17 protein-coding genes are annotated in these 21,958 nt (G+C 53.2%); 13 read left to right on the top strand and 4 right to left on the bottom strand.

Annotated features, from left to right (window positions below; all coding sequences use genetic code 11):
• Nucleotides 1–4: 4 nt before the first annotated feature.
• From Pla22_RS01625 to Pla22_RS01670, 10 genes are all read left to right on the top strand, one after another.
• The gene (locus tag Pla22_RS01625; protein ID WP_146513038.1) at nucleotides 5–1,210 is read left to right on the top strand and encodes a type II secretion system F family protein; all 1,206 of its coding nucleotides are present in this window, start codon (nucleotides 5–7) and stop codon (nucleotides 1,208–1,210) included.
• Nucleotides 1,200–1,664 carry a type II secretion system major pseudopilin GspG gene (gspG, locus tag Pla22_RS01630; RefSeq protein WP_207310283.1) on the top strand — a complete coding sequence of 155 codons (465 nt, stop codon included), beginning with the start codon at nucleotides 1,200–1,202 and terminating at the stop codon, nucleotides 1,662–1,664. The genes Pla22_RS01625 and gspG overlap by 11 nt, the downstream gene beginning before the upstream one ends.
• Entirely contained in the window at nucleotides 1,651–2,157 is a 507-nt protein-coding gene (locus Pla22_RS01635) for a prepilin-type N-terminal cleavage/methylation domain-containing protein (protein WP_165440479.1), read from the top strand. The genes gspG and Pla22_RS01635 overlap by 14 nt, the downstream gene beginning before the upstream one ends.
• Nucleotides 2,138–2,554 carry a PulJ/GspJ family protein gene (locus Pla22_RS01640; protein ID WP_165440480.1) on the top strand — a complete coding sequence of 139 codons (417 nt, stop codon included), beginning with the start codon at nucleotides 2,138–2,140 and terminating at the stop codon, nucleotides 2,552–2,554. Before Pla22_RS01635 ends, Pla22_RS01640 begins: the two co-directional genes overlap by 20 nt.
• On the top strand, nucleotides 2,554–3,129 hold the full coding sequence (locus Pla22_RS01645; protein ID WP_146513041.1) for a PilW family protein: 576 nt from the start codon (nucleotides 2,554–2,556) through the stop codon (nucleotides 3,127–3,129). The genes Pla22_RS01640 and Pla22_RS01645 overlap by 1 nt, the downstream gene beginning before the upstream one ends.
• Nucleotides 3,119–4,078 (top strand): hypothetical protein, encoded by a 960-nt coding sequence (locus tag Pla22_RS01650; protein WP_146513042.1) that lies wholly within the window; start codon nucleotides 3,119–3,121, stop codon nucleotides 4,076–4,078. The genes Pla22_RS01645 and Pla22_RS01650 overlap by 11 nt, the downstream gene beginning before the upstream one ends.
• Nucleotides 4,079–4,124: 46 nt before the next feature.
• Nucleotides 4,125–4,688 (top strand): hypothetical protein, encoded by a 564-nt coding sequence (locus Pla22_RS01655; protein WP_146513043.1) that lies wholly within the window; start codon nucleotides 4,125–4,127, stop codon nucleotides 4,686–4,688.
• Nucleotides 4,685–6,139: a hypothetical protein gene (locus Pla22_RS01660; RefSeq protein WP_146513044.1), complete on the top strand. Its 1,455-nt coding sequence runs from the start codon at nucleotides 4,685–4,687 to the stop codon at nucleotides 6,137–6,139. The genes Pla22_RS01655 and Pla22_RS01660 overlap by 4 nt, the downstream gene beginning before the upstream one ends.
• Nucleotides 6,136–6,675 carry a hypothetical protein gene (locus Pla22_RS01665; RefSeq protein ID WP_146513045.1) on the top strand — a complete coding sequence of 180 codons (540 nt, stop codon included), beginning with the start codon at nucleotides 6,136–6,138 and terminating at the stop codon, nucleotides 6,673–6,675. Before Pla22_RS01660 ends, Pla22_RS01665 begins: the two co-directional genes overlap by 4 nt.
• A 65-nt stretch (nucleotides 6,676–6,740) precedes the next feature.
• Nucleotides 6,741–7,751, top strand: coding sequence for a tetratricopeptide repeat protein (locus tag Pla22_RS01670; RefSeq protein WP_146513046.1), 1,011 nt, complete (start codon nucleotides 6,741–6,743; stop codon nucleotides 7,749–7,751).
• Nucleotides 7,752–7,777: 26 nt separating this feature from the next.
• Here the strand turns inward: Pla22_RS01670 and Pla22_RS01675 are convergent, their stop codons facing one another.
• A complete protein-coding gene (locus Pla22_RS01675; protein WP_242631737.1) occupies nucleotides 7,778–8,767 on the bottom strand; it encodes a DUF502 domain-containing protein in 990 nt (329 codons plus the stop codon).
• Nucleotides 8,768–8,881: 114 nt separating this feature from the next.
• On the bottom strand, nucleotides 8,882–9,940 hold the full coding sequence (locus tag Pla22_RS01680; RefSeq protein ID WP_165440481.1) for a ComF family protein: 1,059 nt from the start codon (nucleotides 9,938–9,940) through the stop codon (nucleotides 8,882–8,884).
• A 1,121-nt stretch (nucleotides 9,941–11,061) separates the two neighbouring features.
• On the opposite strand from Pla22_RS01680, the gene Pla22_RS01685 reads away from it, so the two are divergent.
• Together Pla22_RS01685 and Pla22_RS01690 are read left to right on the top strand one after the other, a co-directional pair.
• A complete protein-coding gene (locus Pla22_RS01685) occupies nucleotides 11,062–11,676 on the top strand; it encodes an RNA polymerase sigma factor (RefSeq protein WP_146513049.1) in 615 nt (204 codons plus the stop codon).
• A 259-nt stretch (nucleotides 11,677–11,935) separates the two neighbouring features.
• Entirely contained in the window at nucleotides 11,936–12,403 is a 468-nt protein-coding gene (locus Pla22_RS01690; RefSeq protein ID WP_146513050.1) for a hypothetical protein, read from the top strand.
• A gap of 31 nt (nucleotides 12,404–12,434) precedes the next feature.
• Here Pla22_RS01690 and Pla22_RS01695 read toward each other — a convergent pair whose 3' ends face one another.
• Both Pla22_RS01695 and Pla22_RS01700 read right to left on the bottom strand, forming a co-directional pair.
• On the bottom strand, nucleotides 12,435–12,977 hold the full coding sequence (locus tag Pla22_RS01695) for a hypothetical protein (RefSeq protein ID WP_146513051.1): 543 nt from the start codon (nucleotides 12,975–12,977) through the stop codon (nucleotides 12,435–12,437).
• Between the two features lie 444 nt (nucleotides 12,978–13,421).
• Entirely contained in the window at nucleotides 13,422–17,948 is a 4,527-nt protein-coding gene (locus tag Pla22_RS01700; RefSeq protein ID WP_242631738.1) for a PVC-type heme-binding CxxCH protein, read from the bottom strand.
• Nucleotides 17,949–18,191: 243 nt separating this feature from the next.
• Between Pla22_RS01700 and Pla22_RS01705 the strand changes: the two genes are divergently transcribed.
• Entirely contained in the window at nucleotides 18,192–21,923 is a 3,732-nt protein-coding gene (locus Pla22_RS01705; RefSeq protein ID WP_146513052.1) for a PVC-type heme-binding CxxCH protein, read from the top strand.
• Nucleotides 21,924–21,958 lie beyond the last annotated feature (35 nt).

Consider the following 21,958-nt stretch of genomic DNA (forward strand, 5'->3'; position numbering starts at 1 on the left):
CGCCATGGCAGTATTTTCTTACACCGGAACCGATCGCACTCAAGCAACCGTTCGTGGAACGATCGCTGCTGACACCCCACGTCAAGCTCGCGATCAGCTTCGTGCTGAGGGTGTGCGGGTTCGCAAGTTGGTAACGTGCGCCACCGAGCAAGCGAGAGGCTGGCGGCCTCGTTTTTCTCTTACGTCGACCAAAGCCGCCTGGGCAACCGCCGTCCATGAACTTGCGATGATGTTGCATGCCGGTATTCCGATGCTCGATGCGCTTGACACCTTGGCGGAGCAAAACACAGGATCGTTTCAAGCGGCGATATTGAATGTTCGCGACCAAGTCTCAGCGGGTGTGTCGCTTGCCGAAGCGCTCGCAAAGCGACCCGACCTTTTTGACGCCGCTTCGGTACACATGGTCGAGGTCGGTGAAAACTCGGGCACTCTCGATACGGTGCTGACTCAGTTGGCCGATTTCAAACGTCGCCAACTGGGATTACGCGACTCGGTCACGACGGCGATGGTGTATCCGTTGTTCCTTGTGTTCTTTGGTGGTGCAGCAGGACTATTCTTGATGACCTGGGTGCTTCCGCCATTGCTGGAAAACTTGCAAGAAACCATGGACGTCCTTCCCTGGCCAACTCGTGTCGCCAAGGCGATGAGCGACCTACTACTTTCCTACGGCTGGTTATTAGCAATCGTTGCGTTGGTCTGCGTGGCAGCAACCGTCATGGTCCTTCGCACTCCCAAGGGCAAGCGAGCGCTTCATCGAGCGATTTTGAAATTGCCCATCATTGGGCCTATGGCGATCAAGCAAGGCGTTTCGCGAATTGCAATGATCATTGCCACGCTATCACGTAGCGGTGTCGAACTAACGCGTGCGGTCGAACTTGCGGGGCGTTCGACAGACAACCTTGTGTTCCGCGACGCCCTGGAACAGTGCGAACAACGAATCGCTGCGGGTGAGGAGGTGTCGGACGCCTTGCGTCAAAGTGAAGCCTTCCCGCCGCTGGCGATTCGAGTTTTTTCGGTGGGGCAAGAGTCTGGAAAGCTAGATGAAATGTTATTTCGCTTAGCCGAAGACTATGATTCACAAGTAGCCACTTCGTCAGCCAGACTCACTGCATTGATTGAACCGGCACTTATTCTCGTCCTAGCCGCGATGGTCGGCTTTCTTCTCTTAGCAACCATCCTACCCATCTTGGAGGCAGGCAATGTCATGTAAACCCAAACGTGGAAACCACTCGCCCATGAAACGAGTGACGTTTTATTCTCGAACCGGATTTTCCTTAGTTGAGTTAATCGTGGTCATGGTGATCCTTGGCATGCTGGCGGGATTGGTAGCGGTGCGAACGCGAGGCTACTTGATCTCGTCGAAACAGAACGCGGCGAAGGCAGAAATCGCCAACATCGTCAAAGCAATCGAAACGTTCTATGCCGATCAAGGCCGTTATCCGACGACCGATGAAGGACTGCAAGCTTTGGTTGAAGGAACAGATTCATGGCCCGATGGGTTCTTGAACAAGTTGCCCAAAGACCCTTGGAAAAACCCTTACGAGTACGTCAGCCCGGGAAGCAATGGTCCGTATGAAGTAGTGTCGCTAGGCGGTGATGGACGAGAAGGGGGAGAAGGAGAGAATCAAGATTTTTCCAGCGAGCAAATTGATGAGGACTCGTAAGGCCTTCACGTTAGTCGAGTTAGTCGTCGCGCTGGTGATCTTGGTTGTATTGTCGTCGATCGCATCCCTATCGCTGACCGGCACAATGGACCGGTATCAACTGACTCGTGCTACACAAACACTTGAGATGTTTGACGCGCGAGCTCGACGTGATGCGCGATCAAGTGGGCAAGCCATACAAACACGCATTGATACGGCTCGAGGCAACCTTCAGCTTGCATCGCTCAGCGAGAACCGCGATGGTCGATCGCAAACGTCACAGGCAGCATTTCGTTTACCTCGCACGGTTACCATCGAAGAAATTCAATTGGTTCGAAAGATGCAAGTGGGTCGATCGTTTGACTACGTAGTGAATCCTGAGGGGCGGAGTGTGTCCTATGCGGTTCACTTCCAACACGGAAACATGTCTCGATGGATCGTCGTCATCGGCAGCAGCGGTCAAACGGTGGTCGCCAAAGACAAGCGAGAGGCCAATGAAATTCTTTCGCTCTAGCGATCGCCGCGAACAACATGTCAACGCACCCCGGGGGCAAGGCTTCACTTTGATTGAAGTCGTCGTAGGACTAGTGCTAATGGCGAGCGTCCTTGTTTCCTCGTTGTTGGCCTATTCATCGCATCAGCGGCAACGCGCGTTTGCCAATGCAAAACGGGAAGCCGTAATCATAGCCGACCAGATCCTGCAACAGCTCTCGGTTCGAAGAGCCGGCATGTCGGCCGGGGATCAGGGGTTAATCGCTGACAAGCCCAATTGGTTTTGGCGCACTTCCTTGGTCGGAACCACTGCGCCAGCGGGTGTACCGATGCGAGTGATCCAGTTTCAGATCGCCAAGCAGAACCCCGACGGAACGGTTACGGCGCTGACGTCTGTCGAATTGGTGGAGCGAATTTGATGGTGATATCTGTACCGAAAAACGCAAACCGACGATCGGCATTCACGTTGATTGAGTTGGTCATCTCTGCGGTGCTGACATCCATCATGATGACAGCATTGTTGAGTGTTTTGTGGGCGTCGCTTCGCCAGTCCAATGAATTGAAGTCGGCGGATTCAGACCAGGCTTCGATGACAATACTTGCCGAACAAATTCGCCGTGACATCCAGAATGCGCGAGGTTTCGACGTTACCAGTACTGGCTTTTTGATTCACGGCTTCCTTGGATCGGACAGTCAGTCAGGTTTGCCAAATCTGACACCCGCAACCGTCCGCTATGAAGTGATTCCCGTCAATGGCCGTGGTGTGTTGTACCGACGCGAGATGCCATTCAATCCCATCACCAGTGGAGCCGTGCGGGTCGGGGTTGCCATGATAGACCTGCAACCACTCACCGACGTGGTGGTCGATGGCGACACTGTGTTGCCACCTGAAACCGGTGGACTATCGCCGATGCCATCCGCACTGCGTTTATCTTTGATCAGCCAAAATGGGCGACTCTTGATCAGCGAGGTCATTCAACACCATGCAGACTGATTTTACGTTGTCGCAAACTCATCAGCGTCACGGCTACGTCTTGCTGGTCGTGATCGCTGTGTGCATCGTCGTGGTGACCGTCCTTTCATCGCTGGCGAAGATTAGTTTGCGAGCGAGCCTTGACGCGGCCGATGCCGAACGCAGCCTGCAGAAGCGTTGGGGACAAGTTTCATTGGAACGAGCAATGTTGCCATCGGCGGCATTGCTTTTCCAACAACTCGAAGAGTCCCATTTAGAACAAAAAACTGGACCTCCACCCAAGACGGTGCGTTCAGCGATCACGCTGGGCAACATTACGTTTGATGTCTTGTTGGGCGATGAAGACGCGAAACTGAACCTGAACGCTCTGTACCATCACACCGGACTTGAGAAGACCCAGCGAAGCGTCGAAACCTTGACCGGCCCCAATGGCCGGCAGGTCATTCGGCTTTTACCGTCGGTGTCACCGCAGCAGATATCGCGTGAGTCCGTTCGATTATCGCTGCGTGACGACGATGCGGATGATGAAACAGCAGGGCCGCCAAATGCATTTCGAAGTTGGGGAGAAGTCTTCGACCTGTCAAACTTGCAGCGTTTGACCGGATCGCCGATTGCTCTACCCAATGTGACCACGGAAATGACATGCTGGGGCAATGGGCAATTGAATCTCCGTCGGGCATCGGATGAATCCATCTTGGCGGTCGTTAGTTCGGTTGTCCAAGATGCTGGAGCCAAACGCTTGCTCAAACGGTTTCGACAATCCCCCACGATATCAATGGACATTCTTTTGCTTTCCGAAGTTTCAAACCCCAACAATCGCGACAAACTGACCCGACTTTTATCAGAAACGAGCACCAATTTTTCGATCTGGATTAGTGCTTCCTCGACAACAGATCGAGACCGGATGACATTCTCGGTTACCCAGCGCGATGACGACGGCACGCTCACCCAATCGCGGTTTGCTTTATAGTTGGCATCAGCGTCCGCTGGAAATCACGTTCTTTCCATCTCCGATCATGAATACAAAAACTCAACGACATCTATTGACGGGACTCGCCGCCGGCTTCGTGCTGGCGACCGCCGCGGCGGTGTATTGGTCGTTGGGCAGTATCGACATTAATGCTGAATCACGTTCGAGTTCTCGGCAGAACTCCGTCGATAAAGTTCCGCTACGAGAACCCTCTGCCGACGAATTCGACGCGACCTTGGCGAATCGTTCATTGCGAGCGCCGTTGACTGATAGTCCGAAAGTGGTTGAACCACGCAAACCACCACCGCCTCGCCCAGTGGTTGAACGTGATCCCGTGCTGCGACTGACATTGGTGGGAACGATTATCAATGCGGCTGAGCGAATCGCAATCATCTCGGACCAAACTGGTAAGTCAGACGTCAAAGGAGTTGGTGATTCGCTTGAGCTATCACCGGCCGGCATCACCATTAAGTCCATCGATTCCAATGTCGTTACGCTTGAATACAGGGGAACTCGTACCACGGTCGAGATTGAGCAACCTGAAGGTAGTCCAACGACATCGAGCGCGAAACCCTCGAATCGTTTTCGATCGGGAGGTCGGGGACGATGAATAAGGCCAAGAAGGATAAGAGCGCCAATCGCATCGCTTCGGTTTGTGTCGTCGCTCACGAGTCACACGGCTGGACGCTCCGCTACAACGATCACAGCGAGGTTCTTCCTGAAGATGCCACCGCTGATCAGATCGCCCAGCAAGTCAAAGAGAGCAGCATTGCCTCGGGGCATGCCAATGTTCCAGTCGTGCTCGCCCCATCTTCGGATGACTGTTTTTTCTATTGCCTTTGCGAGGACGGCGATCTCGACTTACGCGACCGAGCGGCGTTAAAGTTCGAACTCGAAGACCACCTGCCCATCGATGCCGAGGTCATGGTGGTGGATTTCGTGGATGTAGTGCGTGATGATCGACCGGCCGCCGCATGTGTGGCCATCGCTTGGAAGAAATGGAAAGCAATTGCCGATGCGATAGAGGACGCTGGGCACACCGTGAACGCTATTGTCCCCAGCACGCTGCTGGTGACGCGTTGGGTTGAGTTGTTGGATCCGTCGCAAGGTCGCCGGTTGTTGTTGATCACGGATAATGATCGCTGCGACCAAGTCGAACTTTATGATGGCAAAATCGTTGATTGGAAAGTCATGGCTTTCAATGAGAAGACTTTGCAGCTTCAAAAGTCACTAAGACAAATCGACGAATCAGTTGAAGTTCGGCTATTGGATGAGGAGGGTGACCATCGTGCAGCCATCGAGTCAATCTATCCTGATGTCAACGTGCTTTCAAACTCGTACCACGACATCGTGACCCGTGGATCGGCTGCCTATTTGCGAGAATCCAGCAAAGACTGGATCGACCTTCGCCGCGATGAACTGGCGCCAGCCGATTCCTTGCGCGGCGTACGAACTCAACTGAGATGGCTTGGACTCGCAGTAGCTTCTTTCCTAGTGGCAATATCGGTTGGGGGTTGGTGGCGAGCCCAACGCATTGAATCGGCAATTGAAGATCTCCGAAATCAACAGGTCCAGTCCTTTCGCAGTTCATTTCCCGACACCCGTGTTCCATCTGCACTCCTGCGTCGCGTTCGTAGCGAACATGCCCGAATGCTTGGTTCGCGTGGAGCAAAAACATCAATTGATATTCCCATCTCTGCACCATTTGTTCTTAAGCGGTTGTTAATGGCTTTGCCAGACACTGTTCGCTTTCAGATTGACCGGATAGAGATCACGAACGGCGAAATTGACATCGAACTGCAGTCGCTGTCGCCTGTCGACGCAGGTCGCGTCGCGGAAGCACTTTCCCAGTTCGGGTTTGCGATGAAGCCGCCGATCACCAATCAAAGCGAGGACGGCACGTTCAACTCTCAGATTCGCGGCAACTGGCTGGGCCCGCAACGTGGACCCAGCAACGAAACCTCGACGTCCATCCAACCAAAAGCCCAGTTCGTTGGTTCGGTTTCTTACATGCCAACGTTGTCGCTAGCCGGGTCATCGCAACGGAGGATCAGCTCTTGAATCCTATCACGCGACAACGGTGGCTCTTTTTAATCGCGATGGCGATCTTAGCGTTCTATGCAATGCTTAGCGTCGGTGCGTCACGCCGCGCGGCCCAACGGTTAGCGACAGCACAGTCGGATTTGGTCGAAACAAAAGAGAAACTGCGTGATGTCGAGCGTCTCAAGACGGCGCCTAAGGTGGCGGCATTGCAGCTAGAAGCCCCTGCGGAAATCACCAATCGAATCTCGGCGGCGCGAGAGGTCGCAGGATTGCCACAGTCGAGTCTTTTGAGACAAGAGCCACAAGAACCGCAGCGTATTGGGCGCAGTGACTTTGAACAGCGCTCGACCACGATCACTCTGTCCGCCCTAACGATGAAACAAATCATTGAATTCTGCGACGCCTTGCGAGATGAGCAAACCGGAACGATCGTCCGCGATCTGACGCTCTCGAACGCACAAACCAGGCAATCTAAGCAAAATAATGGCGGCCCGGAAAAATGGGAGGCAGAGATGACCTTGACCCAAATGATCTTTTCCCCGAAAAGCCAATAAGGAATCCAGTCGTTTGGATTTCTACTCTCTGAAGGTACGTCCGCAAGGAGAGGGCAGTTTCACGGATGAAGCTCCCCCAATCGTCTCGAATCCTCCACTGTGTGATCGCCATCGCGATCACTAGCGTTTGCGGCTGCGCGATGTGGGGCAGTTCCAACGAAGCGATTATCCGCGTTCAAGCCTCTCGAGATCCCGTGAAGGCCAAACGTTTGACGTTAGCTGGCGTCAAAGCACTCGACGCTCAAAACATAGACGGTGCAACCCAGAAGTTCATGTCCGCGATCAACGCGGATGAAACCTATGGTCCCGCGCACAACAACCTCGGTCTGCTGCACTACGAACAAGGGAACTTGTACCAAGCGGTGCTCGCTTTCGAGCACGCCATGGAATACATGCCCTCGGATCCGATTGTCTACTATAACCTCGCGATCACGCTCGAAGCGGCAGGCAAGGTGCACGACGCGATGGACCTTTACCTTCAGGCGGTCGACATGGATCCCGTCAATCCCGTGTTCCTTGGCAACCTTGTCCGGTTGCAAATTCGTTTAGGTGAAACTGGTCCGATCGTCAAAACGCGATTAGAGGATCTGGTCTTAATCGAAACTCGTCCCGATTGGCGGCGTTGGGCGGATCACAAACTCGCAATCGAATTCAATGACAGCCTCGACCGCGGTCCCGAAACCCCTGACTTCAATCCCAACGGAGCCAACGACGCGAAGAAAGTGGAGTTCCGAATCGAAGACCGAGTGATCGAGCTGACACCGGATCGACCGGGATCGGCTTCGCAATCTCGAACACCTAGATCAGACGAACTTAAGCTTAACCAGCCAAACTTCGATCTTGAATCAGAGAGATCGGAAACTCTCAGGAACATCCCTTCGCCTGACCCGCAGTCGCACTTGCCAGCGAGGTCGCCCGTACCAGCTAATTCAACCGTCCATCTCAGATCGACCGTCCAACCCAGATCGACCGTCCAGCCTATTCGCGACTCGCGTCCAATCGAGATCACTCCACCGGCCTATCCGTCGGACGAATCACCCCGCATGATGATTCAGCCGGACTTCTTTCAAAACTAAACCCATAGCAGCTTGCGATTTTGTGACTATCGCTGGTGCTGGTTACTTTCGGTCGATGAGTCAAGTTTCGCGTGGATTATCGGATTGTTGCTACGTTTCTTCCCAGCCGCAATTTGATCGACACGTTGATTCGGCGGCACAACCACGCCACAGCTCACGATGAACTGAATCGCTTCGTCGATCGTCAAATTCAAGTCGATGGCTTCGCTACGAGCAACCGTGACTGTGAATCCGGTCATCGGCATCGGACTTGTAGGCATCAACACGCTTAGCATCGGTTCGCCCGTAGCATCGGCAATCTCGACCAAACTGTTTCCGGTCACAAAGCCAAGCGACCAAACTCCTTTGCTCGGATATTGAATCGCGACCACACGATTGAACTCGATTTCACGTTCGCTAAACGCAAAGTCGGTCACTTGTTTCACACTTCCGTAGACCTTATTGACCAAAGGGATGCGCAAGATGCTTTGATCAAAGACGTGCACGAACCAGCGTCCCAAACCGAACGTGAACAGCCGTCCTAGGAAATACAGGACCGTTGTGAACACAAGCAAGAAGATGGGGACAACGTACTTACGAGGCAAGTATTCCAGTTCAACATAGCGGTGCCAGTACGCCGTTGCTGAGGCTGGCGGTGGTGCATAGGGACCGAAGTAATCGGCGCGGTCATCCACAAGCTTTTTGACGTACTCGGGAAACCAGCGGCGACCGGTCGGATCGGGGACGTAGCGTTGCCCGTCGTAAGTGAATCCATTGAGCCGGTTAGTCCCCAAGGCGGTCGCTTCCGAAGGAATCACTGTTTTCGTGTCTTCGATCCGCCAAACCCAAGCATGCCGAATTCCCGATTCCACTGGTGCGAAGACATAGGTGTCGACGGTTTTCCAGACATAACCCAATACCGCGATCGTCAACAGCAACGGCAGGATAACACCGAGCCCTCGCAACACTGCACGGCGAAATCCGCCCGAACGGCGAGAGGGAAGATCGTCGACGGTCTCGTTATTTTCGTTATTCACGTTTTCAATAAGCTCTGGTCAAAATCGGTCGTCAGCCAGCCTCAAAGATTGAGGACTTAGCAGTTTCTCTGGTTCAGGATCGGAAATTCGGTCTGCCCAGTATCGACATCGAGGTTAGCCGCGAACCGCTCGTGCAACGACCGCCAACGTTACCTCGCGTGCACCTGCCTCTTTCAACACCCCAGCCATCTCGTTGGCCGTTGCCCCGGTGGTCAGTACATCGTCCACCAACAGGATATGCCGGTCGGCGATTTTGGGAGGTCTAGGAAAAGCATAGCTGTTTCTGATGACAAAGGCACCGTCAACGTTTCTCTTTCTTTCATCGTCAGCCAGCCAAGCCTGCTTAGCAATTTTGCGAGTTATTCGAGTTCGTTCCAAGACGGGTTTGCCGATGATTTTGGCGACCACCTGAGCGACCGTCTGGCTTCCGATGCCTCCGCGGGAAATCTGTCGGGTGAAATGAGAAGGCACGAAGCTCACTTCATCGGGCAAATGATCGCCCAACCGTTCCAACACCGTTGCTCCCAATCGCGTCCCAATCGCATTGGCCAAGGGGGTGTTGTGCGCGTACTTGGATGCGACAACGGCATCGCAAACGGTGTTGCGGTAAATCCAAAGCGGAATAACACGGTCAAACGACTGAGATTGGCCGTGACAATGTCCACACCCAGGTTCGGCGAATTGGCCCTGTGTCGAAGCTTCGCTAGGTCGTTGACTGACCTGCTCTGGCAGACGATCACCCTCCAAACGATCACCCTCCAAACGATCACCCTCCAAACGATCACCCTCCAAACAATCACCCTCGGATGTCGCGTGATCACTATTGATCAATGGATGTTCACCAATGGAATCCGCATCCTCGCGAACGACTGAGCTATCCACCTTATCAGTCTCACGTTCCGCCAATCGCGGCATCGGCATCCCACAACGAATGCAGGCCCGCCGCATCACAGCTTGGGAATACGTCAAAGCGGGTTCACAGGAATCACAAAAATCTTGTCCGAGCCCAACAATTCCTGAGCAAAATGCACAGGAAGGCGGCAACACGAGGTCCATCGACCCGTGCGCGACCATGGCCGCAAATTTGCCCGGGAACCGCATCCAAGGCTGCAAAACGCCGCTGATGCTGGCAAGGCGAGACGTAGGAGTCGACAGATTTTCCGACAGGTTCATAACTTTTCCGTTTTTTCTGCGAACCTCACCCGGTCTCATACGTCTGTACCGTCGATATCCGATAGAGAAGTCCCCACAGTTGGGGATTTCTCGACACCGGAATCACCTACGAACCCAATTGCCAAATGGTTGGCAGGATTTGCCCGCTCAATTTGCGGTCGATAATTGCCTTGGTTTGGTATACTAACGTCATCGTAAGTGAGACCGACCATCGGTCAGCCTGAAATACCTAATTTCAGGTCACCACTTATTTCTATTTCCTCTGCTTTGCAGCCGCGCTGAATTGCCAGTGCACTGGAGGCTTCCAATGCGTTTTGAACAACCGATCGCCGTCATCACACGCCGCATGGTCTTTGCCATGGTCCGTGAGATTAAAGCCATTTCGTTGCGCAACGACGTCAAGGGATTCCTTGGTGCCCATGGTCTTTATTCGACGCGGCATGCCATGTCGTGGGCCTATGGGCCCACGGGGTCAATCGCGAGAGGGTCCGTAACGCCAGGCAGTTGGTGCAATTCCAACGGCCAGCCGACGACAGCCATATCCCTGCTAGCCAGCGGATCCGGCCTACTCGGCGGTAAACCCAGCCTCTTTGGCTGGAGTAAACGGACCGATACGCGGCAGCATCAACACCTACTGATGCTGACAAGTTGTCCGGCAAGCTCCGCGGAACCATCCTCCTCGCACACTCGTGCCAATCGGATGGTCGGCTAAACGCCAACCTCGAAGCTTTCCATTCAACTTTGCAAGACCTGGTCTTTGTCGGTGACACCCTCACCGATTTGGCACCACGGTTTCTGTGCTTTGTTTGATGACCCCGATGCTGTTTTGATGTTCCTGATTTAGTCCTGAAGCTCTTGCGACTACCTCGCCGCTGCTTCTCGACACGTGACCCTAACACGTTCGCGAACGATCACGCTCTTCAATCCAGCCTTCGACACGACTACCACGGCTCTGAATCGCTCGCTTCGGCTCGGCGGTTAAGTGCCAATTCCAACGAGACAATCGCGTCAACGGCAAACTGGCCTCGCCGCGAACACTAGCCCAAGTCAACGAGCAACACCCTAACCGGCTTACGTGACACCAGGCATTTCGTTGGAATTTCATAGCGAAGGAATTGAATATGAATTTCACCGACAACACGATCTTCAACAATACTGACTTCAAGAACCCTGAAAGCCTCTGCAACGAAGCGCGAACGGTTGCTGACTTGGTCCGCAGCGCTCAAGCTGGTGACCGAGACGCCTTCGGTTTGCTTTTCGAACGATACCGTGGTGCAATCGTGGCATTGGCAATGCGACGAGTTCGTAACGTGGATGAAGCCGAAGAGTTGGCTCAAGATGTATTCATCCAAGCGATGCAAAAGATCGATCAGTTGCGAGTGCCCGAGGCCTTTGGTGGCTGGTTGCGACGAATCGTTCACCGCATGGCGATCAACCGAATGACTCGTAGTCGAATTGCTCTGGCATGTGATCCAGATACGTTGCAAGCGAACTGCTTGTCGACGGAATCGCCAGAGGACTCGGCTCAAGATCGCGAGGAAGCGGCATCAGTTCGTGACCACATCGATCGACTTGGTTCGCTCGACCAGCAAACGCTGACGGCGTTCTACTTGCAAAGCAAAACGTTGATCGAAATGAGCAATGAATTCGACGCGCCCGTGGGAACGATCAAACGTCGTTTGCACGTCGCTCGAAAGCGATTGGCAAAGGAAATGGAAGTCATGCAAGCCGTTTGAGCCATCGGATTACACGAAGCGCCGCCTATTCCGCCTTGGGAGTCTTTCCCAAGGCGGTTCTTTTATTGGCGCGTCGCGCACTTTTAGCTAAGTGCCCGAGTTTATCGCCCCCACCGCGTTCTTCATGAAGTTTTCAAGAACTCGATCCGCAATCCGAACGCGTTGCTAGACAGATACTCTCTCGTGCGTTTCTCTTTGCATTGGTAGCCGATTGCCAACCTCGACTGATCCCTTCCTTCTCTCGATGAGCCACACTTCGATGAACCTGAGCCTTTTGACTGACCTTTGCGGAATTCCGTTTTTAGTGATTGTTTGCGTGCTTGGTCTGGGTTTGACAGCGGTGGCGTGTTACCTGACTTTCAAGGCAAAGCACATTCAACTGATAAGCTTTTTCTTGCCGTTGTGCTTGTTGCCATTCTTCGCTGGCATCGCGATCACGGCGATGGATGCTTTCACATCCGTAGGCATGCAACTTGATGGTCGATCAAGCTTTGTCATTGAACCGGGCTTGATGTTGCAAATGATGCTTGTGCCATTGCTAATATCGTCTATCGCTTCAATGATCCCGGCGATGATTGCGATGCTGGGGCGATTCAGTCTCGCTTGGCAAGACAGTGGAATCACGTTGTTTCCACCTGCACAGAAGCCCGAGAAATCGGGCGGTTACGAGTCAACGATGCAACAAGATGCAGATGACTACTTAGAACGCTTAGTTCGACCTCGTTAGTCATCGATTCGAACTTCGACGATCCTGATACCTATCCGAAGATCGCTCGATAGGTTTCAAGCTCGCTATCGCTTAATTCCGACGCCAACATGTCAAGCACTTGCGGTTCGTTCTGCTGCAACCTCATGTAGGTATTCCGAAGCTCTTCTTCGGTCTCGGGGATTTGTTCGTCCATGCCCAACGTCTTCAACAGCACGATCCGCTTGACTAGTGCGAGAATAAGGTAGTGGTCGCCAATGCCAGGTTGGTTGACGAGAATTTCGACCGCGCTATTCGCGTCGCTGTAGCGTTCCTTGTTCTCCAACATAGTTGCCAGCGCCAGTGTCGCTTGAGCATGGGCATACATTTCTTCCTGCGACATACCCTCCGCAGCGAGTTTCAATCGACGCAGACGTTTTTCCAACTCGCCTTCGACCACCTCTTCGGGTTCCGACTCCAACAGTTCCTCAAGTGATTGCTCTTCCTCAACCGGCGCAGCTTTAGGTCGATACTTTCGGCGTTCTAGAACGGTTGCAATCGGGATTGCGGACAGCACGCACACCAGGAAGGCGACCCAGCCGAGAAAATAGATCATGTCAGCGATTCAATGAGGGAGGGAAACATCCGATTTTGGTCCCGCATAGCAACGCGGGATCCGTGAATTGTCTAGTTGGCAAGAATAGTCCATGAACCATCCCTAGACAAATTCTGAGACCAGAATCCAGACTTTGTCCGGTAATGCGGGTCGTAGGGACCGTCTTTAAGACGTGACAGCCGCGATGCCCCGCTCACTCGATAGACTGGCCGTCCGCTGGACACCCCGCCAACGAATCCGTTCATTGCCAGACAAGGCCCGGACAGGCCCCGACTAGGCCTAAGTAAGCTCCAGTTAGACCCCGACTAAGCCTAAAGAGCCGTAGTCATAACGCCCCCTAGGAGATACTCAAGCAAATGTCTGCAGGTGCTGCCCTTGGTGGACAGCACGTGCAGCAGATCACATTCAAGAAAGACCAGCCGACGTTGTTTTGCCAGGATATCGCTACTTCGCCGAAGCATTAGTGTCGTTGATGTGCTTCAGATATGACATCAACTCAAACACTTCATCCTTCGTGAACTGATCCATCAATGCCTTGGGCATCATCGAAATGGTTGATACCTGCATCACGTCGATATCATCCTTGGCAATCACGGTCGGTGCCGATGCTTCGGCTCCCATGATTAGCTCGACTGTGTCGTCATCTTCCGCGACGACAACACCGGCCAACGACTTGCCATCGAAGGTCAATATTTTTCGCATTGCGTACTTTTCATCAACGGTGTGAGAAGGATCGAGAATCGATCGCAGCACTGCCGCGTGGTCTCCTTTGACGCGAGCGTACAAGTCCGTCAAGTCGGGTCCAACAACGCCACCGACTCCTTCTGCCTTGTGGCATCCGGCACAGGAAGCTTCGACGAAAATACGACTGCCAATTTCGGCAGACCTCCCTTTAAGACCTTCTTCGATGTTATCGAAATCGCTCATGGACCAATTGGCAATAAACGTACGATTGCTGCCGATGGGATTTGCCGGTTTGACAGGATCACGCAGAAAAGCATCCAGATCATCGACCACCACCATGACGCCATACATTCGGTACCAGTGTTGAGGGAATGTGCAAACGTACGGGTATTCCCCTGGTGTGTCAGGAGCTTTGAAGGTCAATCGCGTTTCGCGATTCGCGTCGACCATGCCGGTTGCCTGAATAACAAGGTCCGACTTGGGCACGTAGGGTAAATTTTTCCAACCGCCGTTTGGTCCCGCTTGCAATCCCAACCCCGCGACTTCCTTCAATGCGCCGGGCTGGGTAATGACCAAGTTGTGAGGCATCAAATCGTGGTTCTCTAGAACAATCTGTACCGGCCGGCCAGCTTGAACGGCGAAGTACTCCAGATCGTATCTCATTTCTTCTTCGACGGTCTTGATACGAATCAAACGCACCGTGATCTCTCGCAAGCGCTCGCGAGCGGACTTGGCCAGATCCGCTGGCACCGCCCCCATCAAACGATCTGCCAATTGCATCGCTGCGGTAAATTCACGAGTCGTACGTTTCGCGGGCGGTGTTTTTTCAGCTCCGACTACCAACTCTTCCAACAACGCCTTGCCCGTCGCTTCGTCCGCCGAACCACGCGGTAACTTCAAAAGCGTATCGATGGCAATGTTGTGAAAACCAGGATCACCGACCAACGGTGCAACAAGCGAAAACGATTCTTGGCTGTTTTCGCTGATTGAACCGATCGCTTTCAGAGCCGCTCGGCGAACACTCGGAGGACTCTGGGATGCAATAACGGGGGCTACCCGGTGCCTCAACGCATTGCGTTGTTCAACCTTTGGCAACATCGAGATTGACACGAAATAATCTATGGTTGCAGCTTTATTCTTCGATGCCAGATCAAATACTTTCGATTCGTCACCCGCCAAGATACAAGCAGCAATCGCTGCAGAACGCTGAATTCCGCTTGTCGATTGAACTCTCGATTTGATTTCTCCCAGTTGCGATTTCAATTCACGTGGTTCGACCTCAAACAAGCGACTAGCCAACTTGTTGGCCGCCGCCATTTCAGCAGCCGACTTGGAATCCAAACGCCCAATGGCATCCAGCAAGACTGAAACCGGACTCGAACCGGTCAGTTTTGCGAGCGACATCACAGCTTCCTCCCGTTGCTGAGGCGTGATCGCGGAACGCTTAAGAATTTCTGTGTACAAAGGAATCGAGTTAGGGTCGCTAGAATCTCGCTTCGACGCTAACAATGCGTGGTCACTTAAGCGATTGACTTGGTACGCAACCGCTTCAAGGCTAACATCGGAATACAACCGCAAACCATCAGGACTGATTTGTTCGTAGCGACGCATCGCTTCGTCGAGCGTGTATTGCAAGAACTTATCCATGTCGTGGTCAAGCACCGCGAGAGCAAGTCGAATGACTTCGTCGCCCTGCATGTAACTAAGCGCACGAACCGCTTCGAGTCGCACGCGAGGATGCTCATCGTGAATGCACAACTCAAGTTTTGACAAAGGATCAACGACGTCATCTAGCCAGAACGACAGGACTCGGGTGGCGGCGGCGCGTGCTCTGTGATCGGGGGATTGGAGCATCCGATCGAGCATCGACTCGTCAATGACATGGTGAGTCTGCAACATCCAAAGCCCTTCCATCAGATGATGCTGGTACTCTGGATCATCCGAAGGCAGATCGTCGACCCAAGTCTTGATGGCCGCTGCCACTTCGTTTGAGTCCCGAGATGCCAATTCACGACGGGCGCGATACCTGGTGCGATCTTCGGGTGACTTCAACAAGTCCAACAAATCGAAAATCGGTTGTCCCGCGATTCGAGGAGGATCCAGCAACGGACGAGTCTTATGTTTGATTCGCCAAATTCGACCGTGACTGTGGTCGCGACTGGGGTCTCGCAGATTGTGCTGCAGGTGGCCGATCAACGCATTGTGCCAATCGACTATGTAGAGCGAGCCATCGGGAGCGATTTGAACGTCGACGGGCCGGAAGTTGCCATCACGACAAAGCAGCAAAGGAGCAACCTCTTTGCCTTGGAAGCTCGAACCATCCTCTCGCACTTCATGATTAAGCACGCCTCGGTCACCGATCACATTGGTCACCAAAAAGTTGCCTTGCATGTCATCGGGGAAATGACGACTCGAAATCATCGCGCACCCTGACAACGGCCGAATTCGCATCGGATAGAAGGTGGGGAATTGGTAAGAGGGGTCACCACCGGCAATGGACGCAATGCGACGGTGCTGGCTGCCACCTGGATGCTTTAACGGATGATCAATGCGGCCGGAAATCGGAGCTGCAAAGTACGATCGTCCTGGGGAAGCATCGCCGATAAAGTTTTGCCCCCAACGATCGAACACATGTCCCCAGGGATTTGCGAAGGCAAAGTTGCTGAAAACATCTAAGTTCTCGTTCTTGGGGTGATACCGCCAAACGCCGGCTTCGCTGAGTCTTCGAAGGCCATAAGGTGTCTCGACCTGAGAAAACTTGAACGTGCCTTCTTGGAAGTACAAATTCCCACCCGGCCCCCATTCAAACGCCGAGATTCCGTGGTGCGAATCAGCAGTGTCAAATCCAAACAACTTTCGGGTTCGAACATCGGCAACATCGTCGCCGTCCGTATCGGTCAACAGCAAAATATCAGGTTGTTCAGCGACCCAAACGCCATCGGCAGTGACCTCGAATCCCGTCGGCTGATGAAGTTCGCCAGCGAAAACCTTCACTTCGTCGGTTTTCCCGTCCTGGTCGACGTCTTTCAAAATCAGAATCTTGTCGTCCAGCTTTGTCTTGGGTTTCCAGTGAGGATACGACGGCATCGTGGCCACCATCAAACGCCCCTGGTTGTCAAAATTCAGTGCCACGGGATTGGCGAGTTCGGGAAACTCTTCTTCGGATGCGACCAATTGAATTTCGAAGTCCTCGTGGACGTCAAAGAGTTCCTGCTGTTCCAGGGCGGTTAAGTATTCCAAGGAACCGAGCTTGCCGCGTTTGGCGTTCTCGTCGTTCGCGCCACCCACATTCGTGGTCGGGTTCAAGAAGGGCAGGGTGTTGGAATCGTCGATGGAATCATCAACCGACTGGCCACTCGCCAACGCCCAGACACGCTGGTCACGGTTCGCGGTCATCTGGTCGAGGATCGCTCGTTCGCGTTCCATCACGTCCGTGTTGTTGTATGTCCCCGAACCATCCGTGCCCGCTTTTCCACGGCCGCCGTATATCGAAAAGCCATTCACCGCGCGATAACGATGCCACCAGTGGAAATTCTTATCGTCAACGGCGGCCTTCAACTCGGCACTGACTGGCGTTACCGATGCCGGACCAAATAACGCATCGTTCAAGATCTTTGCGAACGCTGCGTAGCCAACTTCGTTCAAGTGACAACCATTCAACGTCAAACGTTCTGGCGTATCAGCGAACAACTCTAACGTGGGCGAATAAACATCAGCCACGACTACGCCGGTATCCGCGGCGACCTGAATGATCGCGTCGCGGTACAGCTTAATATTCTCGTTTCGAGCGTCTGCGTCGGGCAATTTCGGATCACCGGTATCTTCAAAGGCGATCGGAGTTACCAAGGCAATCCGTGGTGCACCGCGGCCGTAATCCTTTGCTTTCGTTTCGTTCACCAAACGAGTTAAATCTTCAGTGAAGTCGGCTACCCCAGCAGCCCCATCGAATGATTCATTGAATCCGAAAAAATACAAAATCGCAGACGCGGCACTGTGACGCAGGTGTTGGTCAGGTTCGCCAAAATTTTCGGAGCGAATTCGCTCGAAGGGTTCGTCGCCTGGGAAACAAAGATTTCGCACGACGAGCTCGTGGCTTGGAAACCGAAGATGCAACTGCGATTCCCACTCGTTGTGGTGCTGCAACCGTTCGCCCAGAGCGTTTCCCACCAGACAAAGATGATCGCCTTCCTGGATCTGCCACGTTTCGGCGGATTCGACCTGGTGATGAACTGAGAAAACTAAGAGCAGCAGACTCAACAAAAAGGGAAGCGGCAACGACAATCGCATGGGGTAGGACTACCTGGGGTTGGGGGTTCAGTGGTTAAGAATCGCACCGAGGTGGGAGAGGCTATCAGTCTAGTCTAAAAGAGCCGTCTCGATTGCCGTGGGCGACCGATCGCTGGCGATCTCAAGTCAACCCGTTGTCGCTGATTCTAACTTTCTAGTTACAATAGTGGCTGTTACGGCCCCGCCGACTACCCGCCCGCCCAAAGGCCTCTCTGCCTTTTCTCGATAGCACCGAATCTTCCCATGCTTGAAGCAGTTGTCGCTGTTCGCGCTCGTCTTAGCGCCACGATTGTCGCCTTCCTTGTCTTATTCCCCCCTTTCGCGGTTGCCGAAACACCTTCGGCAAACGAGATAAAGATCGAACCCAATCAACGCATTGCGTTGGTTGGCAACTCGACCGCTGAACGGATGAACCTTTTTGGCCACTTCGAAACTCGTCTGCAGTTGCGTTTGGCGGACAAGCAGCCGGTCATTCGAAACTTTGGCTGGCCCGCCGATGCGGTGTCCATTCAACAGCGTCCCGGAAACTACACGCAGATTGACGACCCGTATCTGGTGTTCCGTCCCGATATGTTGGTCTGCTTCTTTGGTTTCAACGAATCATTCGATGGTCGCGACGAAGCCACGCTCGCTAAGTTCGCAAGCGACTATCGCAAGTACATTGATTCGGAAACTAAACGATTGGCAGTCGATGGCCGCAATCCTCGGTTTGTTTTGGTATCGCCCGTTGCCTTTGAAAGCAGCGGAAATCCGGTGCAACCAGATGGTGTGGAGGAAAACAAGAACCTTGAAGCCTACGCGGCAGTCGTTAAAGAGGTTGCCCAAACCGACGGGCATGGATTCGTGGACCTGTTCCATCCGACCTCGCAAGCCTTTGCTGAAACACCGGGCACTCAGTTCACTATCAACGGCATTCACTTAAATGAAGATGGCGACTCGTTGGTTGCCGAAATCCTTGAACGCGAGTTATTTGGTCCGGCCGTCACGTCGACCAACGCTGATACCTTCGAACGCATTCGCAAGATCGTCAACGAAAAATCATGGCTTCACCTTCAAGACTACCGCATGCTCAATGGCTGGTATGTTTATGGCGGACGAAGAACTTGGGACACTGAAACCTTCCCCGGCGAGTTCCAGAAGATCCGCAAGATGGTTGACGTTCGCGATCGGTACCTTTGGGATTTGGCCACCGGTAACCCTGTTCCCGATGAACCAGATGACTCGGGAACTGGTGAGGTGTTTATTCCAGAAACAATGTTTGGGTCTCGCGATGATTCTTTCCGGGAAATGAGAGAACCCAAGACGTTGGAGTATCCAACGCCCGAAGCATCGATCTCGCAAATGACCATTCCCGAGGGTTTTGAGGTCAAACTCTTTGCTTCGGAACGAGAGTTTCCGGAACTCGCAAATCCAACTCAAACTGAGTTCGATAGTCGCGGACGGCTTTGGGTTTCGTGCATGGTCAACTATCCCCAGTGGTTGCCCGGCAAAGTGAAGCCAGATGATCGGTTGCTTATTTTCGAAGACACCGACAACGATGGAAAAGCCGATGTCTGCAAAACGTTCTACGACAAACTGATTTGTCCGACTGGGTTTGAGTTCTACAAGGATGGCGTGTTGGTTATCGACGAACCACGAATTTTGTTCTTGCGAGATACCGACGGCGATGACGTTGCCGACGAAGTCACTCATCTTCTCGATGGCATTGGCACGGATGACACCCACCACGCGATGGGAGCATGGGAATACTCGCCGGGTGGGCGATTGCACATGCTCGAAGGCATTGCGATGTCAACGACATTGGAAACGCCGTGGGGCCCAAAACGTCAAAACGGAGCTTCGGGAGCCTACGTTTGGGATTTGGAAAGCCAACGAATCAGCCACTTCCGCACGCCTGGGCAATACAACCCATGGTGCCTTGTGTTCGATAAAGACGGTAACGGGATCATTGGTGATGGAACCAATGCCCAACAACACTGGACGAATATTCTTTCTAGCGGCGAAGTTGATACCCGCAGTAGCGTCGACGCGATCTTCAACAACGAAGGCATTCGACCGGCCGCGGGTAATGAAATTCTTAGAACAAGGCAATTCCCTGATGACTATCACAATCAATTAATCTACGCCTGCGTCATCAACCTGCACGGGATGCCCGCGTTCGAGATTGGTGACGACGCCGATACGTGTGGGCTCACCGGCAAACGAGTTGACAACTTTCTCGAGTCCACCGACATGTTCTTCCGACCGGTTGACCCCAAAATTGGCCCCGACGGTGCGTTGTGGTTTGGTGATTGGTGCAACGCGTTGATTGGACACATGCAATATTCGCAGCGAGACCCCAATCGCGATCATCAACACGGCCGCATCTATCGAATGTTCTACAAGGACAAGCCTTTGTTGCCCGTCGTTACCCAGGCTTATCGTTCGATCGAAGAAGTCATCGAGCAACTCACGGCGTTCGAAACACGAACTCGCTATCGAGCTCGGCGTGAACTGCTGGGTCGGGATCGCGACGAAGTCCTTGCTGCGATCGACGCTTGGACGAAATCGAGTCAAGATCCCGATGCACTGCGTGAGGCTCTTTGGGTGCAAGAAATGATGCATGCGGTGGATCGCGACTTGGTCGAGCGATTGCTTGCCGAGAAGGATTTCCGCTATCGCGCCGCCGCGATTCATGTGATCGGCAATGAATGGCGATATCTGCAAAACCCTAACGAATTACTTTGGAAGGGAGCACAAGACGAGCACCCACGCGTTCGCTTAGAAACCGTACGTGCCGCGAGTTTGCAACCGACCGAAGAGGCTGTCCAAATTGCCGTTTCGGTTGCGGCCGAGTCGCGTGACAAATGGATTGACTACGTCCTTGAGCACGCATTGCAGGCGTTGGGTCCGATTTGGGAAAAGGCGGACGACGAGAGATTGATGGCGTCGCTATCGCCAGCGGCCAAGACGTTCTTAAACGACTACAAGATTGCTCGCGGCCCTGGAGCCGATGTTCACAAACCTCTAAAAGTTCTGGTGAACGTTGACGCCAAGGCAAACGACAAGCAAAAAGCACTTTTGGAAGTTGTTGCCGCGGCGAAGGGTGACCGTGATGTCGGTAAGACAGTGTTTACTCGCGTTTGTGCGGCGTGTCACCAACACGGTGAGCTGGGCAAGAAGTTCGGTCCGCAACTGAGCGGACTTGGTGATCGAATGAGCAAAGAGGAAATCATTCGTTCGATCGTTTGGCCCAACGAGAGTATCGCCAAGGGATACGAGACCATCATGGTTCTGGATTTCGACGGTGTCGCGACCAACGGTTTCATTTTGTCCGAAGATGATGACCAAATCACACTGGGAATTGCGGATGGAAAACAGAAAACGATCCTGAAGGATGACATCGAAATCCGTAAGGACATGAACGCTAGCAGCATGCCCGAAGGCTTGACAGAAACAATCGCTCCCAAAGAGTTTTTGGACCTGTTAGCGTTTCTGATGGGCGACTGGATCGCCACAAATCCGAACCTCGACTACAACCTTCAAAGTAACAATGGCCTCAAAGAAGTATCGCGTCAGACTCACGTCAAGCTTGGTCCGGGTTTTCCAGCGGGGTTGAACGAAGAGGCTACACACCTTCTAAGTCACGAAGGAGTTCGGAACTACAGTTTCGCTGTTCATTCGCCCAATAAGCCCACAGACCAAAACTTCGTCGTGATTCGGTTTAATGAACCGACCAAGGTGGGACACGTGAAGATCTTTAATCGCCGGGATGCCGTTTTTCACGACCGAGCGAAAGGCATCGCAATGTGGACAAGCAACGATGGTGTAGAGTGGACCCAAGTCTGGCATAGCGACGAAGCTTATCCCGACTGGTCATTCGGGCTCTCGATGGATCAGCCGATCAAGTATGCAAAGATTGGACTAACCAAGCCCGGCATTTTCCATATCGACCGAGTCACGTTCTACGGCGAAATCGTGCCTGAGCAAGAGTGAAAACAGCCCAGCGTTGAATCAGGACCAGTTCTGGT

The organism is Rubripirellula amarantea, assembly GCF_007859865.1.
GTDB classification, from domain to species: domain Bacteria; phylum Planctomycetota; class Planctomycetia; order Pirellulales; family Pirellulaceae; genus Rubripirellula; species Rubripirellula amarantea.

Excerpts from the sequence above, each read along its gene's own strand:
- Pla22_RS01625 (WP_146513038.1), top strand. The coding sequence starts at position 5 with ATGGCAGTATTTTCTTACACCGGAACCGATCGCACTCAAGCAACCGTT.
- gspG (WP_207310283.1), top strand. The coding sequence starts at position 1,200 with ATGTCATGTAAACCCAAACGTGGAAACCACTCGCCCATGAAACGAGTG.
- Pla22_RS01635 (WP_165440479.1), top strand. The coding sequence starts at position 1,651 with ATGAGGACTCGTAAGGCCTTCACGTTAGTCGAGTTAGTCGTCGCGCTG.
- Pla22_RS01640 (WP_165440480.1), top strand. The coding sequence starts at position 2,138 with ATGAAATTCTTTCGCTCTAGCGATCGCCGCGAACAACATGTCAACGCA.
- Pla22_RS01645 (WP_146513041.1), top strand. The coding sequence starts at position 2,554 with ATGGTGATATCTGTACCGAAAAACGCAAACCGACGATCGGCATTCACG.
- Pla22_RS01650 (WP_146513042.1), top strand. The coding sequence starts at position 3,119 with ATGCAGACTGATTTTACGTTGTCGCAAACTCATCAGCGTCACGGCTAC.
- Pla22_RS01655 (WP_146513043.1), top strand. The coding sequence starts at position 4,125 with ATGAATACAAAAACTCAACGACATCTATTGACGGGACTCGCCGCCGGC.
- Pla22_RS01660 (WP_146513044.1), top strand. The coding sequence starts at position 4,685 with ATGAATAAGGCCAAGAAGGATAAGAGCGCCAATCGCATCGCTTCGGTT.
- Pla22_RS01670 (WP_146513046.1), top strand. The coding sequence starts at position 6,741 with ATGAAGCTCCCCCAATCGTCTCGAATCCTCCACTGTGTGATCGCCATC.
- Pla22_RS01680 (WP_165440481.1), bottom strand. The coding sequence starts at position 9,940 with ATGAACCTGTCGGAAAATCTGTCGACTCCTACGTCTCGCCTTGCCAGC.
- Pla22_RS01685 (WP_146513049.1), top strand. The coding sequence starts at position 11,062 with ATGAATTTCACCGACAACACGATCTTCAACAATACTGACTTCAAGAAC.
- Pla22_RS01690 (WP_146513050.1), top strand. The coding sequence starts at position 11,936 with ATGAACCTGAGCCTTTTGACTGACCTTTGCGGAATTCCGTTTTTAGTG.
- Pla22_RS01695 (WP_146513051.1), bottom strand. The coding sequence starts at position 12,977 with ATGATCTATTTTCTCGGCTGGGTCGCCTTCCTGGTGTGCGTGCTGTCC.
- Pla22_RS01700 (WP_242631738.1), bottom strand. The coding sequence starts at position 17,948 with ATGCGATTGTCGTTGCCGCTTCCCTTTTTGTTGAGTCTGCTGCTCTTA.
- Pla22_RS01705 (WP_146513052.1), top strand. The coding sequence starts at position 18,192 with ATGCTTGAAGCAGTTGTCGCTGTTCGCGCTCGTCTTAGCGCCACGATT.